General features: G+C 63.9%; 19 protein-coding genes. 13 read left to right on the top strand and 6 right to left on the bottom strand.

Features of this window, described 5'->3' with window-relative positions; genetic code table 11:
- Nucleotides 1–20: 20 nt before the first annotated feature.
- The 3 genes from ACWF6P_RS13100 to ACWF6P_RS13090 are packed head-to-tail and all read right to left on the bottom strand — an operon-like array spanning nt 21 to nt 2,659.
- The gene (locus ACWF6P_RS13100) at nt 21–662 is read right to left on the bottom strand and encodes a Maf family protein (RefSeq protein WP_007731146.1); all 642 of its coding nucleotides are present in this window, start codon (nt 660–662) and stop codon (nt 21–23) included.
- Between the two features lie 18 nt (nt 663–680).
- Nucleotides 681–1,022: an acyl-CoA carboxylase subunit epsilon gene (locus ACWF6P_RS13095; RefSeq protein ID WP_230812517.1), complete on the bottom strand. Its 342-nt coding sequence runs from the start codon at nt 1,020–1,022 to the stop codon at nt 681–683.
- The gene (locus ACWF6P_RS13090) at nt 1,019–2,659 is read right to left on the bottom strand and encodes an acyl-CoA carboxylase subunit beta (protein ID WP_378544939.1); all 1,641 of its coding nucleotides are present in this window, start codon (nt 2,657–2,659) and stop codon (nt 1,019–1,021) included. The genes ACWF6P_RS13095 and ACWF6P_RS13090 overlap by 4 nt, the downstream gene beginning before the upstream one ends.
- A 115-nt stretch (nt 2,660–2,774) precedes the next feature.
- Here ACWF6P_RS13090 and ACWF6P_RS13085 point away from each other — a divergent pair, with 115 nt between their 5' ends.
- The 5 genes from ACWF6P_RS13085 (at nt 2,775) to ACWF6P_RS13065 (ending at nt 7,030) form a co-directional block, all read left to right on the top strand.
- Nucleotides 2,775–3,629 (top strand): biotin--[acetyl-CoA-carboxylase] ligase, encoded by an 855-nt coding sequence (locus tag ACWF6P_RS13085; protein WP_378447640.1) that lies wholly within the window; start codon nt 2,775–2,777, stop codon nt 3,627–3,629.
- 117 nt (nt 3,630–3,746) lie between these two features.
- Nucleotides 3,747–4,322, top strand: a complete 576-nt coding sequence (locus ACWF6P_RS13080; protein ID WP_230812521.1) for an HdeD family acid-resistance protein — start codon at nt 3,747–3,749, stop codon at nt 4,320–4,322.
- A 74-nt stretch (nt 4,323–4,396) separates the two neighbouring features.
- The gene (locus tag ACWF6P_RS13075; RefSeq protein ID WP_452621268.1) at nt 4,397–4,963 is read left to right on the top strand and encodes a PH domain-containing protein; all 567 of its coding nucleotides are present in this window, start codon (nt 4,397–4,399) and stop codon (nt 4,961–4,963) included.
- Nucleotides 4,964–5,000: 37 nt separating this feature from the next.
- Nucleotides 5,001–5,681: a response regulator transcription factor gene (locus ACWF6P_RS13070; RefSeq protein WP_452621267.1), complete on the top strand. Its 681-nt coding sequence runs from the start codon at nt 5,001–5,003 to the stop codon at nt 5,679–5,681.
- Between the two features lie 26 nt (nt 5,682–5,707).
- Nucleotides 5,708–7,030, top strand: coding sequence for a sensor histidine kinase (locus ACWF6P_RS13065; protein WP_283303545.1), 1,323 nt, complete (start codon nt 5,708–5,710; stop codon nt 7,028–7,030).
- A gap of 8 nt (nt 7,031–7,038) precedes the next feature.
- Here the strand turns inward: ACWF6P_RS13065 and ACWF6P_RS13060 are convergent, their stop codons facing one another.
- A complete protein-coding gene (locus ACWF6P_RS13060; protein WP_378447637.1) occupies nt 7,039–7,638 on the bottom strand; it encodes a GtrA family protein in 600 nt (199 codons plus the stop codon).
- A gap of 191 nt (nt 7,639–7,829) precedes the next feature.
- On the opposite strand from ACWF6P_RS13060, the gene ACWF6P_RS13055 reads away from it, so the two are divergent.
- The 7 genes from ACWF6P_RS13055 (at nt 7,830) to ACWF6P_RS13025 (ending at nt 15,248) form a co-directional block, all read left to right on the top strand.
- A complete protein-coding gene (locus tag ACWF6P_RS13055; RefSeq protein ID WP_378447830.1) occupies nt 7,830–9,029 on the top strand; it encodes a 5-(carboxyamino)imidazole ribonucleotide synthase in 1,200 nt (399 codons plus the stop codon).
- Nucleotides 9,013–9,525, top strand: a complete 513-nt coding sequence (gene purE / locus ACWF6P_RS13050) for a 5-(carboxyamino)imidazole ribonucleotide mutase (protein ID WP_039973205.1) — start codon at nt 9,013–9,015, stop codon at nt 9,523–9,525. Before ACWF6P_RS13055 ends, purE begins: the two co-directional genes overlap by 17 nt.
- Nucleotides 9,526–9,532: 7 nt before the next feature.
- Nucleotides 9,533–9,910 carry a hypothetical protein gene (locus ACWF6P_RS13045; RefSeq protein ID WP_452621266.1) on the top strand — a complete coding sequence of 126 codons (378 nt, stop codon included), beginning with the start codon at nt 9,533–9,535 and terminating at the stop codon, nt 9,908–9,910.
- A gap of 41 nt (nt 9,911–9,951) precedes the next feature.
- A complete protein-coding gene (locus ACWF6P_RS13040) occupies nt 9,952–11,139 on the top strand; it encodes a sensor histidine kinase (protein WP_347872076.1) in 1,188 nt (395 codons plus the stop codon).
- A 36-nt stretch (nt 11,140–11,175) separates the two neighbouring features.
- Nucleotides 11,176–11,868: a response regulator gene (locus ACWF6P_RS13035; protein ID WP_452621265.1), complete on the top strand. Its 693-nt coding sequence runs from the start codon at nt 11,176–11,178 to the stop codon at nt 11,866–11,868.
- Nucleotides 11,869–12,003: 135 nt separating this feature from the next.
- The gene (locus tag ACWF6P_RS13030; RefSeq protein WP_452621264.1) at nt 12,004–12,801 is read left to right on the top strand and encodes an ABC transporter ATP-binding protein; all 798 of its coding nucleotides are present in this window, start codon (nt 12,004–12,006) and stop codon (nt 12,799–12,801) included.
- The gene (locus tag ACWF6P_RS13025; protein ID WP_452621263.1) at nt 12,798–15,248 is read left to right on the top strand and encodes an ABC transporter permease; all 2,451 of its coding nucleotides are present in this window, start codon (nt 12,798–12,800) and stop codon (nt 15,246–15,248) included. Before ACWF6P_RS13030 ends, ACWF6P_RS13025 begins: the two co-directional genes overlap by 4 nt.
- 3 nt (nt 15,249–15,251) lie before the next feature.
- Here ACWF6P_RS13025 and ACWF6P_RS13020 read toward each other — a convergent pair whose 3' ends face one another.
- Together ACWF6P_RS13020 and ACWF6P_RS13015 are read right to left on the bottom strand one after the other, a co-directional pair.
- A complete protein-coding gene (locus ACWF6P_RS13020) occupies nt 15,252–15,965 on the bottom strand; it encodes a TIGR03089 family protein (protein ID WP_378447633.1) in 714 nt (237 codons plus the stop codon).
- 21 nt (nt 15,966–15,986) lie between these two features.
- Nucleotides 15,987–17,519 carry an LCP family protein gene (locus ACWF6P_RS13015; protein WP_452621262.1) on the bottom strand — a complete coding sequence of 511 codons (1,533 nt, stop codon included), beginning with the start codon at nt 17,517–17,519 and terminating at the stop codon, nt 15,987–15,989.
- Nucleotides 17,520–17,585: 66 nt separating this feature from the next.
- Here ACWF6P_RS13015 and rfbD point away from each other — a divergent pair, with 66 nt between their 5' ends.
- Nucleotides 17,586–18,425 carry a dTDP-4-dehydrorhamnose reductase gene (gene rfbD / locus ACWF6P_RS13010; protein WP_452621261.1) on the top strand — a complete coding sequence of 280 codons (840 nt, stop codon included), beginning with the start codon at nt 17,586–17,588 and terminating at the stop codon, nt 18,423–18,425.
- Nucleotides 18,426–18,451: the final 26 nt, after the last annotated feature.

The following is an 18,451-nucleotide window of genomic DNA, read 5'->3' as shown; positions in this document are numbered from 1 at the left end:
CGTGCTTGAAGAAAAACGCGTCAGAAGATGCTCTGCGTGCGCCAGAGATCCGAGACGGAAACTCCAACGCGCTCGAGAAGTGTTCGCACCAAAGGTAATCCGATACCGATGACGCTCGAGGGATCGCCCTCGATCCTCTCCACGAACCAGCCGCCGAGACTGTCGAGGGTGAATGCTCCGGCAACTTGGAGCGGCTCGCCCGTTGCCAGGTATGCCTCGAGATCCTCCGTGGAAGGTTGCGCAAAATGAACGACCGTTGCGCTGTGATCCGAGGCCATGCGAACGATGCGCCCGTCGGCCACGCGCAGGACACAGTGCCCGGTCAAGAGGGTGGCGCTGCGACCGGCCATTGCAGCCCATCGCTTTCGGGCGATATCGACGCTGCCCGGCTTACCTTGAAGCTGCCCGTCGATCAGGAGCATCGAATCGCACCCGACAACCACGACGTCGGTGAGATTGTCGGCGGCGAGGCCGGGGACGATTTCGGCGGCCTTGGCTTCGGCCAACACCGTCACGACTTTTTCGGGAGCGGCGTCGGGGCCGAGGTTGTCGGCAATCTTGTCCTCGTCGACACCGGAGACACGGACAAGCGGCGAAACCCCGGCCGCCCGCAGAACTGCGAGGCGAGCCGGGGACGCTGAAGCTAGAACCAGTTGAGTCACGTCAGCAGATACTGATTGTCAGCTGCGACGGATCGCGGGGTTCAGGTACGCGTACGGCGAGAACGGCGCACGCGTGCGGTGGAACTGAGTCGGATCGCCCCAGGTCTCCGCGGGAACGTTGGACTCGGGAGCTTGACCACTGCCGGCAGCTGCAGCAAGCACGCTGACCAGTGCCGCGATCTCGACGTCGGTGGGCGAACCCTTGACGATCTTGATGACCGACGCGTCGGATGTCGACGTCTCGGTCAGCTCGGTGAGCGAGACGTCCGTCGCGCTTCCCTCGACGACTGCACCGTTGGTCGGTGCAGTCTCCGCCAGTGCGACATCTTCGCTGAGAATGTCCTCGGTGGTTGCGGTCATAGGGGAATGTTCCCATGCTTCTTGGGCGGAAGGGAAACGGCCTTGCGCTCGAGCAGTCGCAATGCGGAGACGATTTGTCCGCGGGTGTGCGACGGAGGAATGACTGCGTCGACGTATCCGCGCTCAGCGGCGACGTACGGGTTGACGAGTGTGTCCTCGTACTCGTTCTGCAGCTTGAGGCGCAATGCATCGACGTCTTCGCCGTTCTTCGCGGCTTCGAGAAGCTGCTTGCGGTACACGAATCCGACTGCTCCGGACGCACCCATGACGGCGATCTGAGCGGTGGGCCATGCCAGGTTGACGTCGGCGCCCATGTGCTTGGAGCCCATGACGTCGTACGCTCCGCCGTACGCCTTGCGGGTGATGACCGTGATCTTGCCGACCGTTGCTTCGCCGTACGCGTAGAGGAGCTTCGCGCCGCGGCGGATGATGCCGTTGTATTCCTGCTCGGTTCCGGGGAGGAAGCCGGGAACGTCGACGAGGGTGATGATCGGGACGTTGAACGCGTCGCAGGTGCGCACGAAGCGAGCGGCCTTCTCGGAAGCGTCGATGTCGAGGCAGCCGGCGAACTGGGTGGGCTGGTTGGCGACGATGCCGACCGAGCGTCCGTCGACGCGACCGAAACCGACGATGATGTTCATCGCGCGCTCGGCCTGGACCTCGAGGAACTCGTCGTCGTCGAGGATGCGACGGATGACCTCGTGCATGTCGTACGGCTGGTTGGCCGAATCCGGGATGAGGGTGTCGAGTTCGATGTCCTCGGCCGTCAGGCTTTCTTCGATCGAACCGACGATGGGGTCGGTGATCTCGCCGCGGGGCGCTGCTGCCTGGTTGTTGGACGGCAGGTAGCTGAGCAGGTCCTTGACGTAGTCGAGTGCGTCCTGCTCGCCGGAAGCGACGTAGTGGGCGACACCGGACTTGACCATGTGGGTGCGAGCACCGCCGAGGTCTTCCATCGTGACGTCTTCACCGGTGACCGTCTTGATGACGTCGGGGCCGGTGACGAACATCTGGGAGGTCTCGTCGACCATGACGACGAAGTCGGTCAGCGCGGGGGAGTAGACGTGGCCGCCGGCGGCGGGTCCCATGATCAGTGAGATCTGGGGGATGACACCCGAGGCCTGGACGTTGCGGTGGAAGATCTCGCCGTAGAGGCCGAGCGAGACGACGCCTTCCTGGATGCGCGCGCCTGCACCTTCGTTGATGCCGACGAGGGGGCGACCGGTGCGGATCGCGAGGTCCATGACCTTGACGATCTTCTCACCGTAGATTTCGCCGAGCGATCCGCCGAAGACGGTGGCGTCCTGTGAGAAGACACAGACGTCGCGGCCGTCGATGGTGCCGTAACCGGTGACGACGCCGTCGCCGACCGGGCGGTTGTCAGCGAGGCCGAAGTTCACACTTCGGTGCCGTGCCAGTGCGTCTAGTTCGACGAAGGAGCCCTCGTCGAGGAGGGCGGTGATGCGCTCGCGGGCGGTCAGCTTGCCTTTGGCGTGCACCTTGTCGATGGCGGCTTCGCCGCTCGGTGCCTGCGCCTGGGCTTGGCGATTCCGCAGGTCCGCGAGCTTTCCCGCGGTCGTGTGGATATCGGGTGCGGCCGCCGCCTCCGGCGCGTTCGGCTCTTGGACAGTGGTCATGGACGTGAGCTTAACGAGAGTGTGTGGGGGGCTTCGAAGGCAGGTCCGATTGTCGCGGTTTCGCGGGCTCAAGCTACTGACCAGTACATTCTCGCCGTCGTCATAGGCTGGGGGTATGTGGACCGACTTGAACCGACCGCCCCTCGACGGCAATGCCCTACGCCGCGCACTCGTGCGCAGCGACAACGACGACGCGCGCGTTTTCTGGAACCGCCTCGACGTGGTCGCGGAGACCGGTTCGACGAACGCGGATCTCCTTGCGCGAGCGGCAGATCCGGATGCCGACCGTCATGTTCTGATCGCCGAATATCAAGCGAGTGCGCGCGGCCGGCATTCGCGCACTTGGGTGAGTCCGCCGCAAGCGCAGATCTCGATGTCGGTTCTGTTGTCGATGCCCGGAATGAATCTCGCAGACATGGGCTGGCTCCCGCTGCTGTCGGGAATTGCAGTCGTCGACGCACTGCGCAACGTGGCCGAAGTCCCCGCAGAACTCAAGTGGCCGAACGACGTTCTCATCGGTGACAAGAAGGTGGCCGGAATTCTGGCCGAGGTGGCAAGGACGGCGCCCGATCCCGCGGTGGTGGTGGGGATCGGACTGAACGTGAGCTTGGGTGTCGAGGAGCTGCCCGTCCCGACCGCCACATCGCTCCTGATCGAAGAAGCATCGACCGTCGACCGTGACACCCTCGTTCGAGCAATCGCCCGCGAGTTGGCGACGCAATTCCGTGCTTGGGAATCATCGAAATGGGATACATCTGTGTTGGCTGCCGAGTACCGGCAGCGCTGCGGGACGCTGGGTAAACGAGTCCGCGCGGTTTTGCCGGGCGACAAGGAGGTGTTCGGTATCGCGACCGACGTCGACACTTCCGGCCGCGTCGTCATCGAAATCGAGGGAGCAGAAGGAGAGACCTTTGCGGTCGCAGCGGGTGACATCACACACCTTCGGGCCGCCCCGGTAACCGAATCGTGAGCCTTGCCGGATTTTCTGGCACCAAAGTGCTAATTTTTGGCCCGGACCTGTTTCGAACCAACCGTCCGTCCTTCATTTCACTCGACTGCGGGATCTACTTAGCTGCCTAGGGGCGTCATGACCACACCGATCGTTGTTCCGACCGAAGCCGAGACGGCCGAGAGCGCCCGCCGCGTACTCACCGGCGTGACGGTGTTGCTCGGTGTCCTCACATTGGGCCTGGGTATCGCGGTACTCGCGTGGCCGGATGCCACCCTGTTCGTGGTGGCGGTTGTCATCGCGATTCAGCTGTTCGGATTCGGACTCGTCCAGATCATCCGTTCGTTCGCAGACGTGACGGCTACGGGTGGAACCCGGACGCTGGTCGCGATCTCCGGAGCGTTGGCAGTGCTCCTCGGATTCCTCGTTCTCCGAAGCCCTTTGCAGACCGTGGTCCTGATCGCATTGGTGATCGGCGCGTGGTGGGTGTTCCGAGGCGTGCTCGACCTGGTCGATGCAGCATCCGGCCATACGGTCGATCGCGGCCTGTCGATCGTGCTCGGAGTCATCAGCATCGTTGCCGGTGCAATCGTCCTGTTGCAGCCGGAACTTTCGCTCGACGTCTTCCGCATCGTGGTCGGTGTGTGGATGGTGCTCTACGGCATCATCATCGTCGTGACCCCGCTGGTGCTGCGAAAGATCGCGCAGCCCTGAGCATCAGCCCGAAAGTCGGTGTGCCTGAAGGTCGGTGTGCCTGAAAGTCGGTGCGGGATGGCAGACTTCCCGTCATGGGATATCCCGAAGACGCCCTCGCTCAGGACGAGGAACTGATACTGCATCGCCATCCTCATTGGAAGATGTTGGTGCTTCCGGCGCTGACGTTCGTGCTAGCCACGGCCGTCGCCGGGTTCTTGTTGGGCCTCGCTCAGACGAGATTGGACGGCACGGCTCGGGCCGTGTCGTCCATCGCCGTCGGAATCGTCTGGCTCGCCGTCGTGGCGTGGAGATCGATTGCGCCGTTCACGGTCTGGAAGTTCACGCATTTCATCGTCACCGATCGACGTGTACTCATCCGCCACGGAGTGCTCACGCACACCGGTATCGACATTCCCATGGGGCGGATCAGCAATGTTCAGTTCCGCCACGGCCTGATCGATCGAATGCTCAAGACCGGAACTCTGGTCATCGCTTCTGCCAGTGACGATCCGCTCGAGTTCGACGACATTCCGGATGTCGAGCACGTTCACGCCCTGCTGTATCACCAGGTTTTCGATTCCACGCAGCAGCCACCACCGCCTCCACCACAGCGGCCGTCAGGTGAAAACGACGACCCGAACGATCGAAATGGCTGGTAATCAACGTGCAAAGGCGTGTTGTCCGTAGTCTGTTCGTGTGACTGCCGTATTGCTAGCCGAAGACGACGAGGCCATTGCTGCACCCCTCTCCCGCGCATTGGGGCGTGAAGGGTATTCGGTGACGGTCGAACCGACCGGACCCGCTGCGTTGCAGCAGGCGCTCGATGGTGATTTCGATCTGTTGATTCTCGATCTCGGCCTTCCGGGCATGGACGGCCTCGAGGTCTGTCGACAGATTCGTGCGCATCGCACCTCGCTCGCCGTTCTAATGCTGACCGCCAGGACCGACGAAGTCGATTTCGTGGTCGGCCTCGACGCGGGGGCCGACGACTACGTCAGTAAGCCGTTTCGTCTCGCCGAGTTGATGGCACGTGTTCGAGCACTCTTGCGTCGCCACGGTGGCCGCGAGGACACGATCGTCGAGGTCGGTGGCATCAGGCTCGAGCCGGCGGCGCGTCGCGTACTCGTCAACGGTTCCGAAATCGCCTTGGCCAACAAGGAATACGAGCTTCTGCGAGTCCTCCTCGAGCATGCCGGGGAAGTAGTTTCGCGCGATACGATCCTTCGCGAGGTGTGGGGCGACGTCGAGCTACGTGGATCGAAGACGCTCGACATGCACATGTCGTGGTTGCGTCGAAAGATCGGTGACGAAGGCCCGGCCGTGGAACGCAGAATCGCGACCGTCCGCGGTGTCGGTTTCCGAATCAACACCGATTAGCTCCTCGAGAATCAGGAACTGCCGGCATGCGGCGTCGCATATTGCAGTCGATTCTCGCTGTCGTGATCATGACGGCGTTGCTGCTGGGGGTTCCGCTGATCTACACGGCGTGGCTCTGGGTGGAGGACGTCACGCGGAGTGATCTCCGGGTGCGACTCGACCGGATGGCCGCCGAGGTCATTGCGCAAGAGGGGACGAACGGACTCGTCGAAGGTGCGTTGAACACCGATTCGCTCAAGGTCCTCACTCCCAACGACGGGCGCCTGGTCGTCGTGTATCCGACTGCCGTCGACGGCGCCGCGCGTGTCGACGTCGGCGAGGCGACGGTCAAGAACGCACTCGTCGAATCGCTCGCGATGGGCACCTCTGGCTCGTTGCGCCTCGAGGTGCCGTCGGAGAACCTGCGCACCCAGCAGAAGCAGGCGGTGATGGCGGTCGGCGTACTGGTGCTTCTGTCCATCACGGCAGGCACCGTGGTCGCCGTGGTCACTGCGCGGCGGCTTGCCGATCCGCTGCAGGACGTGGCCGACCGGGCGGCGCGCCTCGCCGAAGGTGACTTCCGGCCGGATCCTCGTCGGCACGACATCCCCGAACTCGACCGCGTTTCCGACGTCCTCGACGCGGCAACCGTGGAGATCTCCGTGCGGCTGCAACGAGAGCGCGCGCTGGTCGCGGACGTCTCGCATCAACTGCGCAGTCGACTGACCGCGGTGCGGTTGCGTCTGGACGAGTTGTCGGTTCACGAAGATCCTGACGTCGTGAACGAGGCCGAGGAAGCGATGGCTCAAGTGGACAGGCTCACCGACGGAATCGACGATCTGATTCGCTCGTCGCGTACCAGCGGGTCGTCGGCAAGTTTGGTGTCGGTAGTCGGCGAGCTGGAACAGGTGACCCGCGACTGGCAGGCTCAGTTCGACGGAGAGGGGCGCAGGCTCCGCCTACGAGGCGATCGCACGGTGATGGCCGCGACCACCGGATCGCGTCTGCGTGAAGCTGTTTCCGTTCTGGTCGACAACTCGTTCGAACACGGTGAAGGCACATGCACGGTGTCTGTCCGACTGATCGACGGTGCCGGGCGCAGTTCGTCTCGTCGTGACTCGATGGTGTGCGTCGAGGTCACCGACGAAGGCGCCGGCGTGGAGAACGATCTTGCGCCCCATATCTTCGACAGAGGATTCTCGGGCGCCGGGTCCACCGGCGTCGGGTTGGCACTCGCACGCGCTCTGATCGAAGCCGACGGGGGTCGATTGGAACTGCAGCGGCGTAAGCCTGCCTTGTTCGCGGTCTTCCTGCCGGTGGCCAACACTGCTCCGCCCGCGGACGTCGTTCCGCACCGCGAACCGCGTTGACCGAAAACTCAGGAGTGCCCGAGCTCCTCTTCGGCGTCAGGAATAATCGGGTCAGGCGCGGTGGGTTCCGATAGCGCTGTGGTTTCGGACAATCCTGTGGTGTCGGATAGTTCGAGCGGTTCCGGATTCTCGTCGGGAAACACGAACTTGCGGAAGGCCCAGAATCGGAACGCCATCTGCAGCAAGTTTCCGATGACGTACGCACTGATGAAGTCGGCAATGTTCTCCGTCGCCAAGCTCACTTCGGGTACGCGCAGGTTGAAGACGTAGCTGGAGATGTACAGCGGGATGAAGCTGATGACGACACCGATGGCGCTGATGATGAAGAACAGCGCAGCTTCGTGCGCTGGTTCACGGCCACCACGGTTCTTGAACGACCACTCGCGGTTGAGAATGTACGACGCGATCACCGCGACGACGCCGGCGATGATCTTGGCCGTGATCGGCTTGGATTCGAGGATCGACAGCTTGAGTGTGTAGAAGATGCCGGAGTCGATCAGGAAGGTCGTGCCGCCGACGATCGCGAATTTGATCAGCTCGCTGTGACGCAGAGCGATGTCACGAAACGGTTGGGGTATGCGGGCAATGACCCCGTCGACAAATGGCACAACAGATGAGTTTACGAAACGAAACCGCGTTACCACCAATTTGCCGCGGAATCATCAGCAGAATCACAGATTGGGAACGCTGAATGAACGGGCGAACGCGGCACATGACAACATAGAGAGCCGTGACCGGCAACAACGATCCCGCGCAGATCCCCGCCCGCCCGACCACCCCTCGACCGGCAAAAGCAACCATGCCCGTCGTCACCATGATCGGTGGCGGACAGTTGGCCAGGATGACGCACCAGGCGGCGGTGGCCCTGGGCCAGACGCTCCGAGTGCTCTCCGGGACCGCGGACGAACCGGCAGCTCAGGTCAGCCCCGACGTCGTACTGGGCAGCCACACCGACCTCGATGCTCTCCGCCGTGCAGCGGTCGGTTCCAATGCACTCACATTCGACCACGAGCACGTGCCGACCGAGCACCTCGAGGTTCTTGTTGCCGAAGGCGTGAACGTTCAGCCGCCGCCGCAGGCTCTGATCTTCGCTCAGGACAAGCTGCTCATGCGTCGCAAACTTGCCGAACTGGGCGCACCCGTACCCGCGTACGCCGAAGTGACGTGGGCGGAAGACGTCGTGCGTTTCGGCTCCGAACACGGTTGGCCGCTCGTCATCAAGGCAACACGCGGAGGCTACGACGGCCGCGGCGTCTGGATCACCGACGATCAGGACGAAGCAGAAGCCATCGTCACCGAGCAGCTGAACAAGGGTGTACCGCTGATCGTCGAGGAAATGGTCTCGATGCGTCGGGAGCTGTCCGCCATGGTGGCGCGGTCGCCGTTCGGACAGGGCGCTACGTGGCCGGTCGTGGAAACGGTTCAGCGCAACGGCCAGTGCGCCGTCGTGATCGCACCTGCCCCCGAGCTTTCGAGTGCCGTTGCCGAGGAAGCCGAACAGTTGGCGCTGCGCATCGCGTCGGAGCTCGGTGTGGTCGGCTCCATGGCCGTCGAACTGTTCGAGACGACCGACGGCACTCTCGTGGTCAACGAGTTGGCGATGCGCCCGCACAACTCCGGTCACTGGACGATGGACGGCGCCCGCACCTCTCAGTTCGAACAGCACCTGCGCGCGGTTCTCGACTACCCGCTCGGCGATACGTCGCCGATCGCGCCGGTCACCGTGATGGCCAACGTTCTCGGTGCGCCGGAAGCTCCCGAGATGACGATGGACGAGCGTGTCCATCACCTGTTCGCTCGGATGCCTGACGCGAAGATCCACCTGTACGGCAAGGGTGAGCGCAAGGATCGCAAGATCGGGCACGTCAACATCGTGGGCGGCGCCGGATCCATCGACGATCCGAATTACGTTGCCGCAGTTCGGGAACGCGCCGAGCGCGCAGCACATTGGCTTTCGTACGCAGTTTGGACCGACGGATGGGATGTACACGGTGAGTGAGAGCGCGCAGGTCGGCCTGATCATGGGCAGCGATTCGGATTGGCCGACCATGGAAGCTGCAGCCGAAGCTCTTGCGGAGTTCGGTATCCGCTTCGAGGTCGGTGTCGTCTCGGCGCACCGCACGCCTCAGCGGATGCTCGACTACGCCAAGGAAGCTTCCGGCCGCGGAATCAAGGTCATCATCGCCGGGGCCGGTGGCGCCGCGCATCTTCCGGGCATGGTTGCCTCGGCCACGCCGTTGCCCGTCATCGGTGTTCCGGTGCCGCTCAAGTACCTCGACGGTATGGACTCGCTGCTTTCGATCGTCCAGATGCCTGCCGGCGTCCCGGTGGCGACAGTGTCGATCGGTGGCGCTCGCAACGCCGGTCTGCTGGCTGCTCGGATTCTCGGTGCTTCGGATCCCGCACTGCAGCAGCGGATGGTGGCGTTCCAGGAGAGCCTCGAGTCCATGGTGCTCGACAAGGACAAGGCGCTCCGCGAAAAACTGCTGGGCTGATCTTCTCGTGTGTGCACGACGCGGGCTGCCGCTGATCCGAGCGAGTCGGGGCAGCGCGCAGTCCGCGTTCGTCACCCGCGTCGCCCTGCTGTACGCCGGGATTCTCGGCGCGGACATCCGCTTCGACGACGAGTCCGGAATCTTTGTCGCCTCCGGCCTGCGCCGCGGGTTCGCCAGAGGCGGAACAACTCTCGGTGGTGTATATCTCACCCGACGAAACACGACTCGATCCGTCCTTCGGCACGAGGCCGTTCACGCAGACCAATGGGCCAGGTACGGAATCGCATTCGGGTTGTTGTACCTCCGTGAGGAACTGCGTCACAGGGGGCCGCGGAACCGATTCGAAATCGAGGCCGGACTCGAAGACGGCGGTTACCGCACCTGAGTTGAAGTTGCCGAAGCTGAGTAAAAGCTACTGTTGGCGGCATGGCTCGTTTTCCGACTAGTGAGCGCTTCGTCCGTTGGAGCGCGGATCATGCTCGCGGTGTGGACATCTGCATTGCGACGGTTGCCGCACTGTTCAGCGTTGTCGTTGCGGTCGAGGCGAGTCCGCTTGCGGTGTTCATCTCGCTGGGCATGACCGTTCCGCTGGCATGGCGACGCTCACGGCCGGAACTCTCCGGCATGGTCATCGCGGCGTTCGCGGTTCTGCACGTGATCGTCATCGGCAATACGCTGCTCGCGTCCGCCGTCGTAGTTCCCATCTCTCTGTACGCACTTGCTGCCTACGGCGCACGGTGGAGTTCCCTCACAGGCCTGGTGCTTGCGTTGCTCGGCTCGATTGCCGGGACCGTTCGATACTTCGGCTACGACGGAATCCCCGTGTCCTCGCAGGTCATGCAGTCCGTTGCGGTCATGATCTTCATGCTCGCGGTCTGGGCGTTCGGTGATCTGCGCCGAGTGCGCACCAAGCAACTGGAAGGTCTGACCGAGCGTGCTCGGCTTCTCGAACTCGAGCGTGCGCAGGAAGCGGAGATCGCGACGATCAGCGAACGGTCGAGGATTGCGCGCGAGATGCACGACATCGTCGCCCACTCGTTGACGGTCGTCATCGCCCAAGCCGACGGCGGACGCTACAGTGCGGCCAAAGATCCTCAGGCTGCAATTCAGGCACTCGAAACCATCGCCTCCACCGGGCGCCAGGCGTTGACCGACATGCGATCGCTTCTGTCCGTCCTGCGTGAGGACACACCGCGCGATTTCTCGGTGATCCCGGGTGCCGGCGACATCGACAGTCTCTTCCACGAGTTGCGCAGCAGCGGACTCGATATCACCGTCAGTGTCAGCGGGGAACCGCGTGAACTCTCCGCCGGCGCGGGGTTGACGGCGTACCGCATCGTTCAGGAATCGCTGACGAACGTTCTCAAGCACGCCGGGCCGGGAGCTCAGGCGAGCGTCGAGATGACGTGGAGTGACACCGAACTCGTTCTCGGCATCACCGACGACGGACGAGGTGGCAGCGCCGCGTTGGTCGAATCGTCACCAGGCGGACAGGGACTGATCGGGATGGCCGAGCGCGCCAAACTGCACGGAGGCAAGGTCACCGCCGGACCGAAATCAGGCGGCGGATACAGCGTCCGGGCCGTCCTGCCGTACGAACGAACGTCTGGGTAATCTTGAAACGTCTGCGTAGGTCTTAAGGTGGGTGGCATGGACGAACACGTGGCTCCGATCGCAGTGGCGCTGATCGACGATCAACAGCTGGTCCGCGCAGGTTTCCGAATGGTCATCGACTCGCAGCCGGATCTGTCGGTGGTGGTCGAGGCTTCGGACGGTCAGCAGGCGTTGACCGAGTTGGCCGCCCGTCATGTCGACGTTGTCCTGATGGATGTCCAGATGCCCAAGATGGACGGCATCGAGGCGACACGTCGGCTGCTGACCGACCCGAATGCGCCGAAGGTCGTGGTGCTCACCACCTTCGACAACGACGAGTACGTGATGTCGGCCATCAGGGCGGGCGCCAGCGGATTCCTGCTCAAGGACGTCCCACCGGAGCAGTTGCTCGACGCCATCCGCACTGTGCACCGCGGGGACGCTGTGATCGAAGCCCGGGCCACTCGGCGACTGCTACAGCACGTCGGTCCGCTCCTGGAAGGCTCGGCGCCCGAAGCGCAGCTGCCCGAAGAGTTGACACCGCGCGAGGTCGAGGTGCTCGAGGCCATGGCGTACGGGCTGTCCAATTCGGAGATCGCCGCGAAATTCCACGTCTCCGAGACGACAGTGAAAACCCATGTCGGACGGGTTCTTTCGAAGACCCATTCACGCGATCGTGTGCAGGCAGTCGTCTTCGCTTTCCAGGTCGGACTTGTCCGGCGCGCGGATCTCCTCGGTACCGAGGGCTGACGAGCAGCTCTGTTCAGTCCTACCCCGGGATGACACCGGGCTTTCCAAGATCGCCCCGCGCTCCGACGCGGAGACCACTTGCGCTGCAATAACGTCGATTCCGTCATAGCGAGAAGCTTTACGGAGGGCAAAAGAATGCAAGCGCACACCACGACGGAACCAGCCGAAGTGCCGGCGATCACTGCCCGCGGTGTCACCAAGGTGTACGGCACCGGTGAGACCACGGTGCACGCGCTCGGCGGAGTCGACGTGGACTTCGGGCGCGAGCGGTTCACCGCGATCATGGGCCCGTCCGGGTCCGGAAAGTCGACGCTCATGCACTGCCTTGCCGGACTCGACACGGTCTCGGGTGGGCAGGTTTTCCTGGGTGACACCGAGGTCACGAAACTCGGCGACACCGAACTCACCGAACTGCGGCGTGAGCGAATCGGGTTCGTCTTCCAGGCGTTCAACCTGCTACCGGTGCTCACTGCTCGGGAGAACATGCTGCTGCCGATGAAGTTGGCGGGCAGTGAACCCTCGCCCGAGTGGATGGACGAGGTGATCGGCAAGCTGGGCCTGTCGCAGCGTCTCGATCACCTGCCGCACGAGTTGTCGGGCGGTCAGCAGCAACGCGTAGCCGTCGCCCGCGCACTACTGCCGCAGCCCGACGTGATCTTTGCCGACGAGCCCACCGGCAACCTGGATTCCCGTTCCGGGACAGAGGTTCTGGGGCTCTTGCGGACCAGTGTCCGGGAGACCGGTCAGACCGTCGTCATGGTGACGCACGATCCGGTGGCGGCGTCGTACGCGGACCGCGTCGTGTTGATCGCAGACGGGCGCATTGCCGGCGAGATCGACGCTCCTACGGTCGACTCGGTGATCGGTGCCATGCGAGCCCTCGGTGCCGACGACCTGGCTGATGTTCCCGCAGCTTCGGGCGCACTGCGATGAAGGGTCTGGCTTTTGCCCAGGCACGGGCGCATGCCGGGCGCTACGTGGCGTCGATACTTGCCGTGGTGATCGCGGTCGGATACATCGTCGCGACTTTGACATTGAGCTCGACGGTGGACGCGAGTGTGAGTAAATCACTTGCGTCGCAATACGAAACCACGGACGTTGTCGCCTCCGGTCCAGGCGTGACGGAAGCCCTGCTGAGCGCAGTGCCGGGTGTCTCGGCGGTGGCCGAGGACGTGTCGACGTACGTTCGTGTCGATTCCGAGGCGAAGGGTGCGTCCTACGGGGATGCGCTCTCGATCGCCGACAATCCCGAATTGCGTTGGGAGAAGGTGTCGGAGGGATCGATTCCTGCCGGTCTGGGGCAGGTGTTGGTGAGCGCGGACTCCGGGATACCGATCGGTGCCCGAATCACAGTCACGGCACGGGATTCGACGGTCGGTGCCGCTGCACCCACCGCGGAGGTAGTCGGATTGGTCGATCTCTCCGGTTCGGCCCAGCGCCTGGGCGGGATGAAAGTGTTCACCACTGCCGAGCAGGTGAGCGCCTGGGCCGGCGACAGTGCCGAACGTGAATTCCGCGTAGCCGGTGACGGCTCGCGCTCGCAGCAACAGCTGGTGGATTCCGTTGAGAGCGCGTTGCCTGCGGACTCCACCGTGCTGACCGGAGAAGAAGCCACCGACAATGCGGCAGCGGATTACATGGGCGGCACCAAGATCCTCAGCACGGTGCTGCTCGCCTTCGGCGCTATCGCCGTAGTTGTTGCCGCGCTGGTGATCGCCAATACGTTTGCCGTGCTCCTCGCGGCGCGCACTCAGGAACTCGCGTTACTCCGATGCGTCGGCGCCACGGCCAAGCAGGTTCGCCGGAGCATTCGCAGCGAAGCCGCGGCGGTCGGTGTGATCGCCTCGGTGATCGGCGTCGGGCTGGGTATCGGACTCGCCTGGGCGATCGGTCGCGTGGCCACGGCCGCAGATGTGCCGGTTCCACTTTCGTCACTCAGCGTCACCCCGGTGACCGTGCTGGTCGGCCTTGCAGTCGGCATCGTGATGACGATGCTCGCTGCATCTGCGCCCGGTCGCGCGGCAACGAGGCTGTCCCCGTTGGCAGCACTGCAGCCGATGGAGTCCAAGCCCGAGAGCGTTCAGGTATCGGTGGTGCGCCGCGTTCTCGGCATAGTGATCCTGCTCGCGGGCATCGCGATGACCGTCCTGGGAGTGACGAATCAGCAGGTGCTGGCGGCGACCGCCGGTGGACTGTTCTCGTTCCTCGGGATTGCAGCCCTGTCCGGTCGAATCGTGCCTGCCCTGATCAATGCGGCCGGCGGAGTGTTGGCGAGGGTGATCGGCCCCGTGGGCAGCCTGGCAGCGGGCAACGCCGGCCGGAATCCACGCCGGACCTCGGCAACAGCCACGGCACTGCTGATCGGCGTCGCCTTGACGAGCACGCTCGTCGTAGGAATCGCGACTGTGAAGGAAGCTGCACCCGCGGCGATGGACAGCCAATTCCCCGTCGACGTGATGGTGAGCAGTTCCGGTTCGGCGCCCCTTCCGGCCGGTTTGGGGACCGACATCGCCGCAGTCAACGGGGTCGGCGCAGTGAGCGGTCTGGAAAAAGCCGAGCTGACGATCGACGGGCGCGGCTCGTTGGCCGGATTCGGTGTCGACGCTGCCCAGGTGAAAGATGTTCTGCGTACCGAGATCTCGGTGCCTGCTGTCGGTCAACTGGTGCTCTCTCCGGACGATCTGAGCGGATACAATCTCTCGGCGGGCGATACGGCAACGGTGCGCGGGGATCGCGGCGCCGTGAACGTCAGCGTGATCGAAGGGGTGAAAGGTCAACCAGCACTGCTGGATCGAGGAGATCTCGGTGCAGCGGCCTCCGCGCCGACCACCGATTCGTACTGGGTCAGGTTGGGCACGGACACTGACGAACAGGCTTTGGCCACCACCGACCGCATCACCGAACTCGCACGCCAGGAAGCTCCGGGCAGCGAAGTTCAGGGAATGACCGAAATGCGTTCGGCCCTCGATTCGATCCTCGACACCATGCTCATGGTGGTTGCCGGGTTGCTGTCGGTGGCGGTGTTGATCGCCTTGATCGGCGTCGGAAACACCATGGCGCTGTCCGTTCTCGAACGGCGCCGCGAATCCGGACTGCTTCGTGCACTCGGACTGACCAGGAAGGGAATTCGAGCCATGTTGATCTGGGAAGCACTGCTGGTGGCAGGAGTTGCATCGGTGATCGGAGTGCTGTTCGGGATGGTGTTCGGTGTAGCCGGTACCGCTTCGGTGTTCGGGATCGAGGACGTCGCCCTCAGCGCAGTCCCGTGGGTGCAGTTGGTGGCCATCGTGTTGATCGGCGGAATCTGCGGGGTGATCGCGTCACTGCTCCCCGCTCGGCGGGCGGGATTGGCCTCGCCGGTGACAGCTCTCGCGAGCTGACGCTCAGAACTGCTTCGTGACCTTTTCGGTGCCCACTCGGCGCGCGGTAGCTTCCGCGTCCGGGTGGGCCACCTGCACGAGTGAGGCGCCTGCAGCGAGAACTGCCAGAAGTCCGTCGATCAACTCGTCGGCCGTCTCCCACGTGCGGCTCGAGAGGACACGATCTGTCGATGCCAGTGCGGAGTTCTTCGCCGATTCCCGTGCCGCGTCGATCGTGTCCGCGACAGACCGGCCTTCCAGTGCCGAACCGGCTCCGGCGCTACGGAATTGGTCGCCGTGTACTCGAATGGAGGTCGCGTAGTCGGCAACACCGAGCGGAAGATCGCTCAGGCCCTTGCCGAACGCGTCGAGTGAGAGCGCGGCGACTTCGGGTACGTCCGCAACGTCTTCCAGGCGGTCGGCAGTGACAAAAGCGAGTTCGGCGTCAGCGTCGGGGGAGAGGACCACCTCGCCGCCTGCCCACCACACACCCAACAGCACAGCGACGCTCTGCCAGTGGGCGGGAAGCAGCACGGCAACCTTGCCGCCGGGCTCGAGAGCGAACTCGTCCCGAACCATGTTCGCTGTCTTTGCCGCCCAGTTGGCCAGCGTGCTCGCAGACAATTCGATGCGCTCGCCGGTGGCGTCGTCGTAGTAGGTCACGCGAGGCCCGGCCGGGTCGGCAGTCAAGATCGGTCCGAGGAGGGCGTCGGTCAGGTTGTCTACAGGCGAAGGCACCTGATCAGCTTACGCAGCGGGTCAGTTAACGCAGCGCGGGCCGTTGGAGGCTGCGTCGATCGGCGGACCGGGAGGGGCGGGGGTGGGGCTGGTCTCGGTCGTGCTCGCCGATTCAGTGGTGGTTGTCGCCCCGTCGGACGGGGAAACCGCGTCCGCGGACTGCGGTCCGCTGTAGTCCTCGGCGATGACAACACGAACCTTGCCGGAGGACAGCGACGAATCGGCCTTGACCGTCAGGCCGCCGAGTGCCTCGGCGACTGCGAGTGCAGCGTCGTCGTCCGCGGACTTTGCGAACACCGTGGATTCGGTGACGTCCGCTCCGGTGTTGTTACCGACCTGACCCTGCTTGTAACCGAGGGCGCTCAAGGCCTCGGAGACCCCACTGGCCAATCCTGCGATGTCACTGGCGTTTGCGACGTCGACCGTGATGGAGGACGCATTCACGGTGGTCGGTGCCTCGGACGTCTCCTCTGTGTCCTCACTGTCGGCGCCGACCAATCCGGCGATGTACTTCTTGACGGCCTTGGGATCGACCTTGACGATGGACTCTCCGTAGTCGGTCATGCCGTTGATGTCGAGGACGGGAATCGTCTCGAACTGCACCTTGCCGCCGGCCAGATTCTGCAACTGCTTGGCGAATTCGATGATGTCCCAGTCGTCGTCGATCACGACAGAACGCTGAACGGCCGAGGTCAGCTGACTGAGCTTGCCGGGGTCACTGAGTGTTTTTGCGCTGAGCACCTTGCTGACCAGGGACGCCATGAACACCTGCTGGCGCACGATCCGGTCGAGGTCGCCGCGGGGGAGGTCGTGTCGTTGACGGACGAAGCTCAGCGCGTCGGCGCCGTCGAGGGTCTGTTTCCCGGCTGCGAAATTGGCGCCGGACATCGGTTCGTCGACCGGCGCGTTGAGGCAGACGTCGACTCCGCCCACTGCGTTGGTCAGCAGGACGAATCCGAGTAGACCGACTTCGGCGTAGTGATCGACGGTGATTCCGGTCAGATTCGCCACGGCTCCGATGAGCGCGGTCCGGCCGGCTTCCGTCGACTTCTTGTCGGCGTCGCTGTCGGACGACCCGTTGTTGACCAACTTGAGTCGCTCGGTTTCCTTGGTGGCACCGAACGCAGCGTTGATCTTCGACATACCGATACCGGGGACGTTGACGTACGCATCGCGGGGAATCGAGATCGCGGTAGCGGAACTTCCGTCGTTGGGGACGCGGATCAAGATGATGGTGTCGGTGTTGGACGCAACTTCCTCACCAGCGCGCAACGAGTCGAGCTCGCTTTGTGAGAGCGGGTTGCCGTGAGCGTCGGTGCGACTGTCGGTTCCCACCATCAAAATGTCGATGGCTCCGTCCTTGCCGCCACCGAGGCCGAGGCCGCTGGCTGTGGCAAGGCTGCTCCTCAACGAGTCCACACCCCGCCATGCGAACCCGGTGACCAGCAGTACGAGCACGGAGAGTACCGCGACCGCTATGCGAGCCGGGCTCGTCTTGGTCCGAATCGGCGCAGGTCGTGGACGCGCGCGGCGCTGCGGTTGCTGGTGGGACACTCCTTCAGGTTACTGGTCCGATGCTCGGCCGCGGGTACCTCGACGCGGCGTGCCAGACTGAACCGTGTGACGAATATCCTGCTCACCGGCGCCCGAGGGCAGCTCGGGACCCGTGTCGAAACCCTCGCTACCTCGGCGGGTCTTCCCGTCTCGGCCGTCGGATCCGACGAGCTGGACATCACCGACAGCCATGCCGTCGACGAATTCGTCTCGCCCGGCTCGGTGCTGATCAACTGCGCCGCGTACACGGCCGTCGACGCCGCCGAGACCGACCAGGAGGCGGCGAAGGCCGTCAACGAGATCGGACCGCGGAATCTCGCGCAAGCCTGTGCGCGGGTGGGTTCGCGGTTGATCCACGTCTCGACCGACTACGTGTTTCCCGGCGACGCGAGCACACCGTACGACGTCGACGCAGCGACCGGTCCGGCGACGGTATACGGACGAACGAAACTGGCAGGCGAGGTAGCTGTCCGGGAGTCCGGGGCAGACGTGGCGGTTGTCCGTACCGCGTGGGTGTATTCCGGTGTCGGCTCGGATTTTGTCGCCACGATGCGAAGGCTCGAAGCCGAACGTGAATTCGTGAACGTCGTGGACGATCAGGTCGGGTCACCTACTTACAGTCTCGACCTGGCGGGCGGGATCGTCGAACTCGCGCTGCGGGACTTCACGGGTTCGTCGACATTCCACGTGACCAATGGTGGGCAGGCAAGTTGGTACGAGTTGGCACGCGCTGTGTTCGAGGAGATCGGCGCAGACCCGGCTCGGGTGCGGCCGTGCAGCAGCGCGGACTTCGTGCGCCCTGCTCCCCGCCCGGCGTATTCGGTCTTGTCCGAGCGCGCGTGGGTTACCGCGGGAATGACGCCGCTGCGTCCGTGGCGAGAGGCTCTGCACGCCGCTCTGGCGTGAGCTTTGTTCGGGGCAGTGCCCGCGGA

The organism is Rhodococcus sp. NPDC055024, from assembly GCF_053608585.1.
This window is presented reverse-complemented; position numbering and strand designations above follow the sequence as displayed.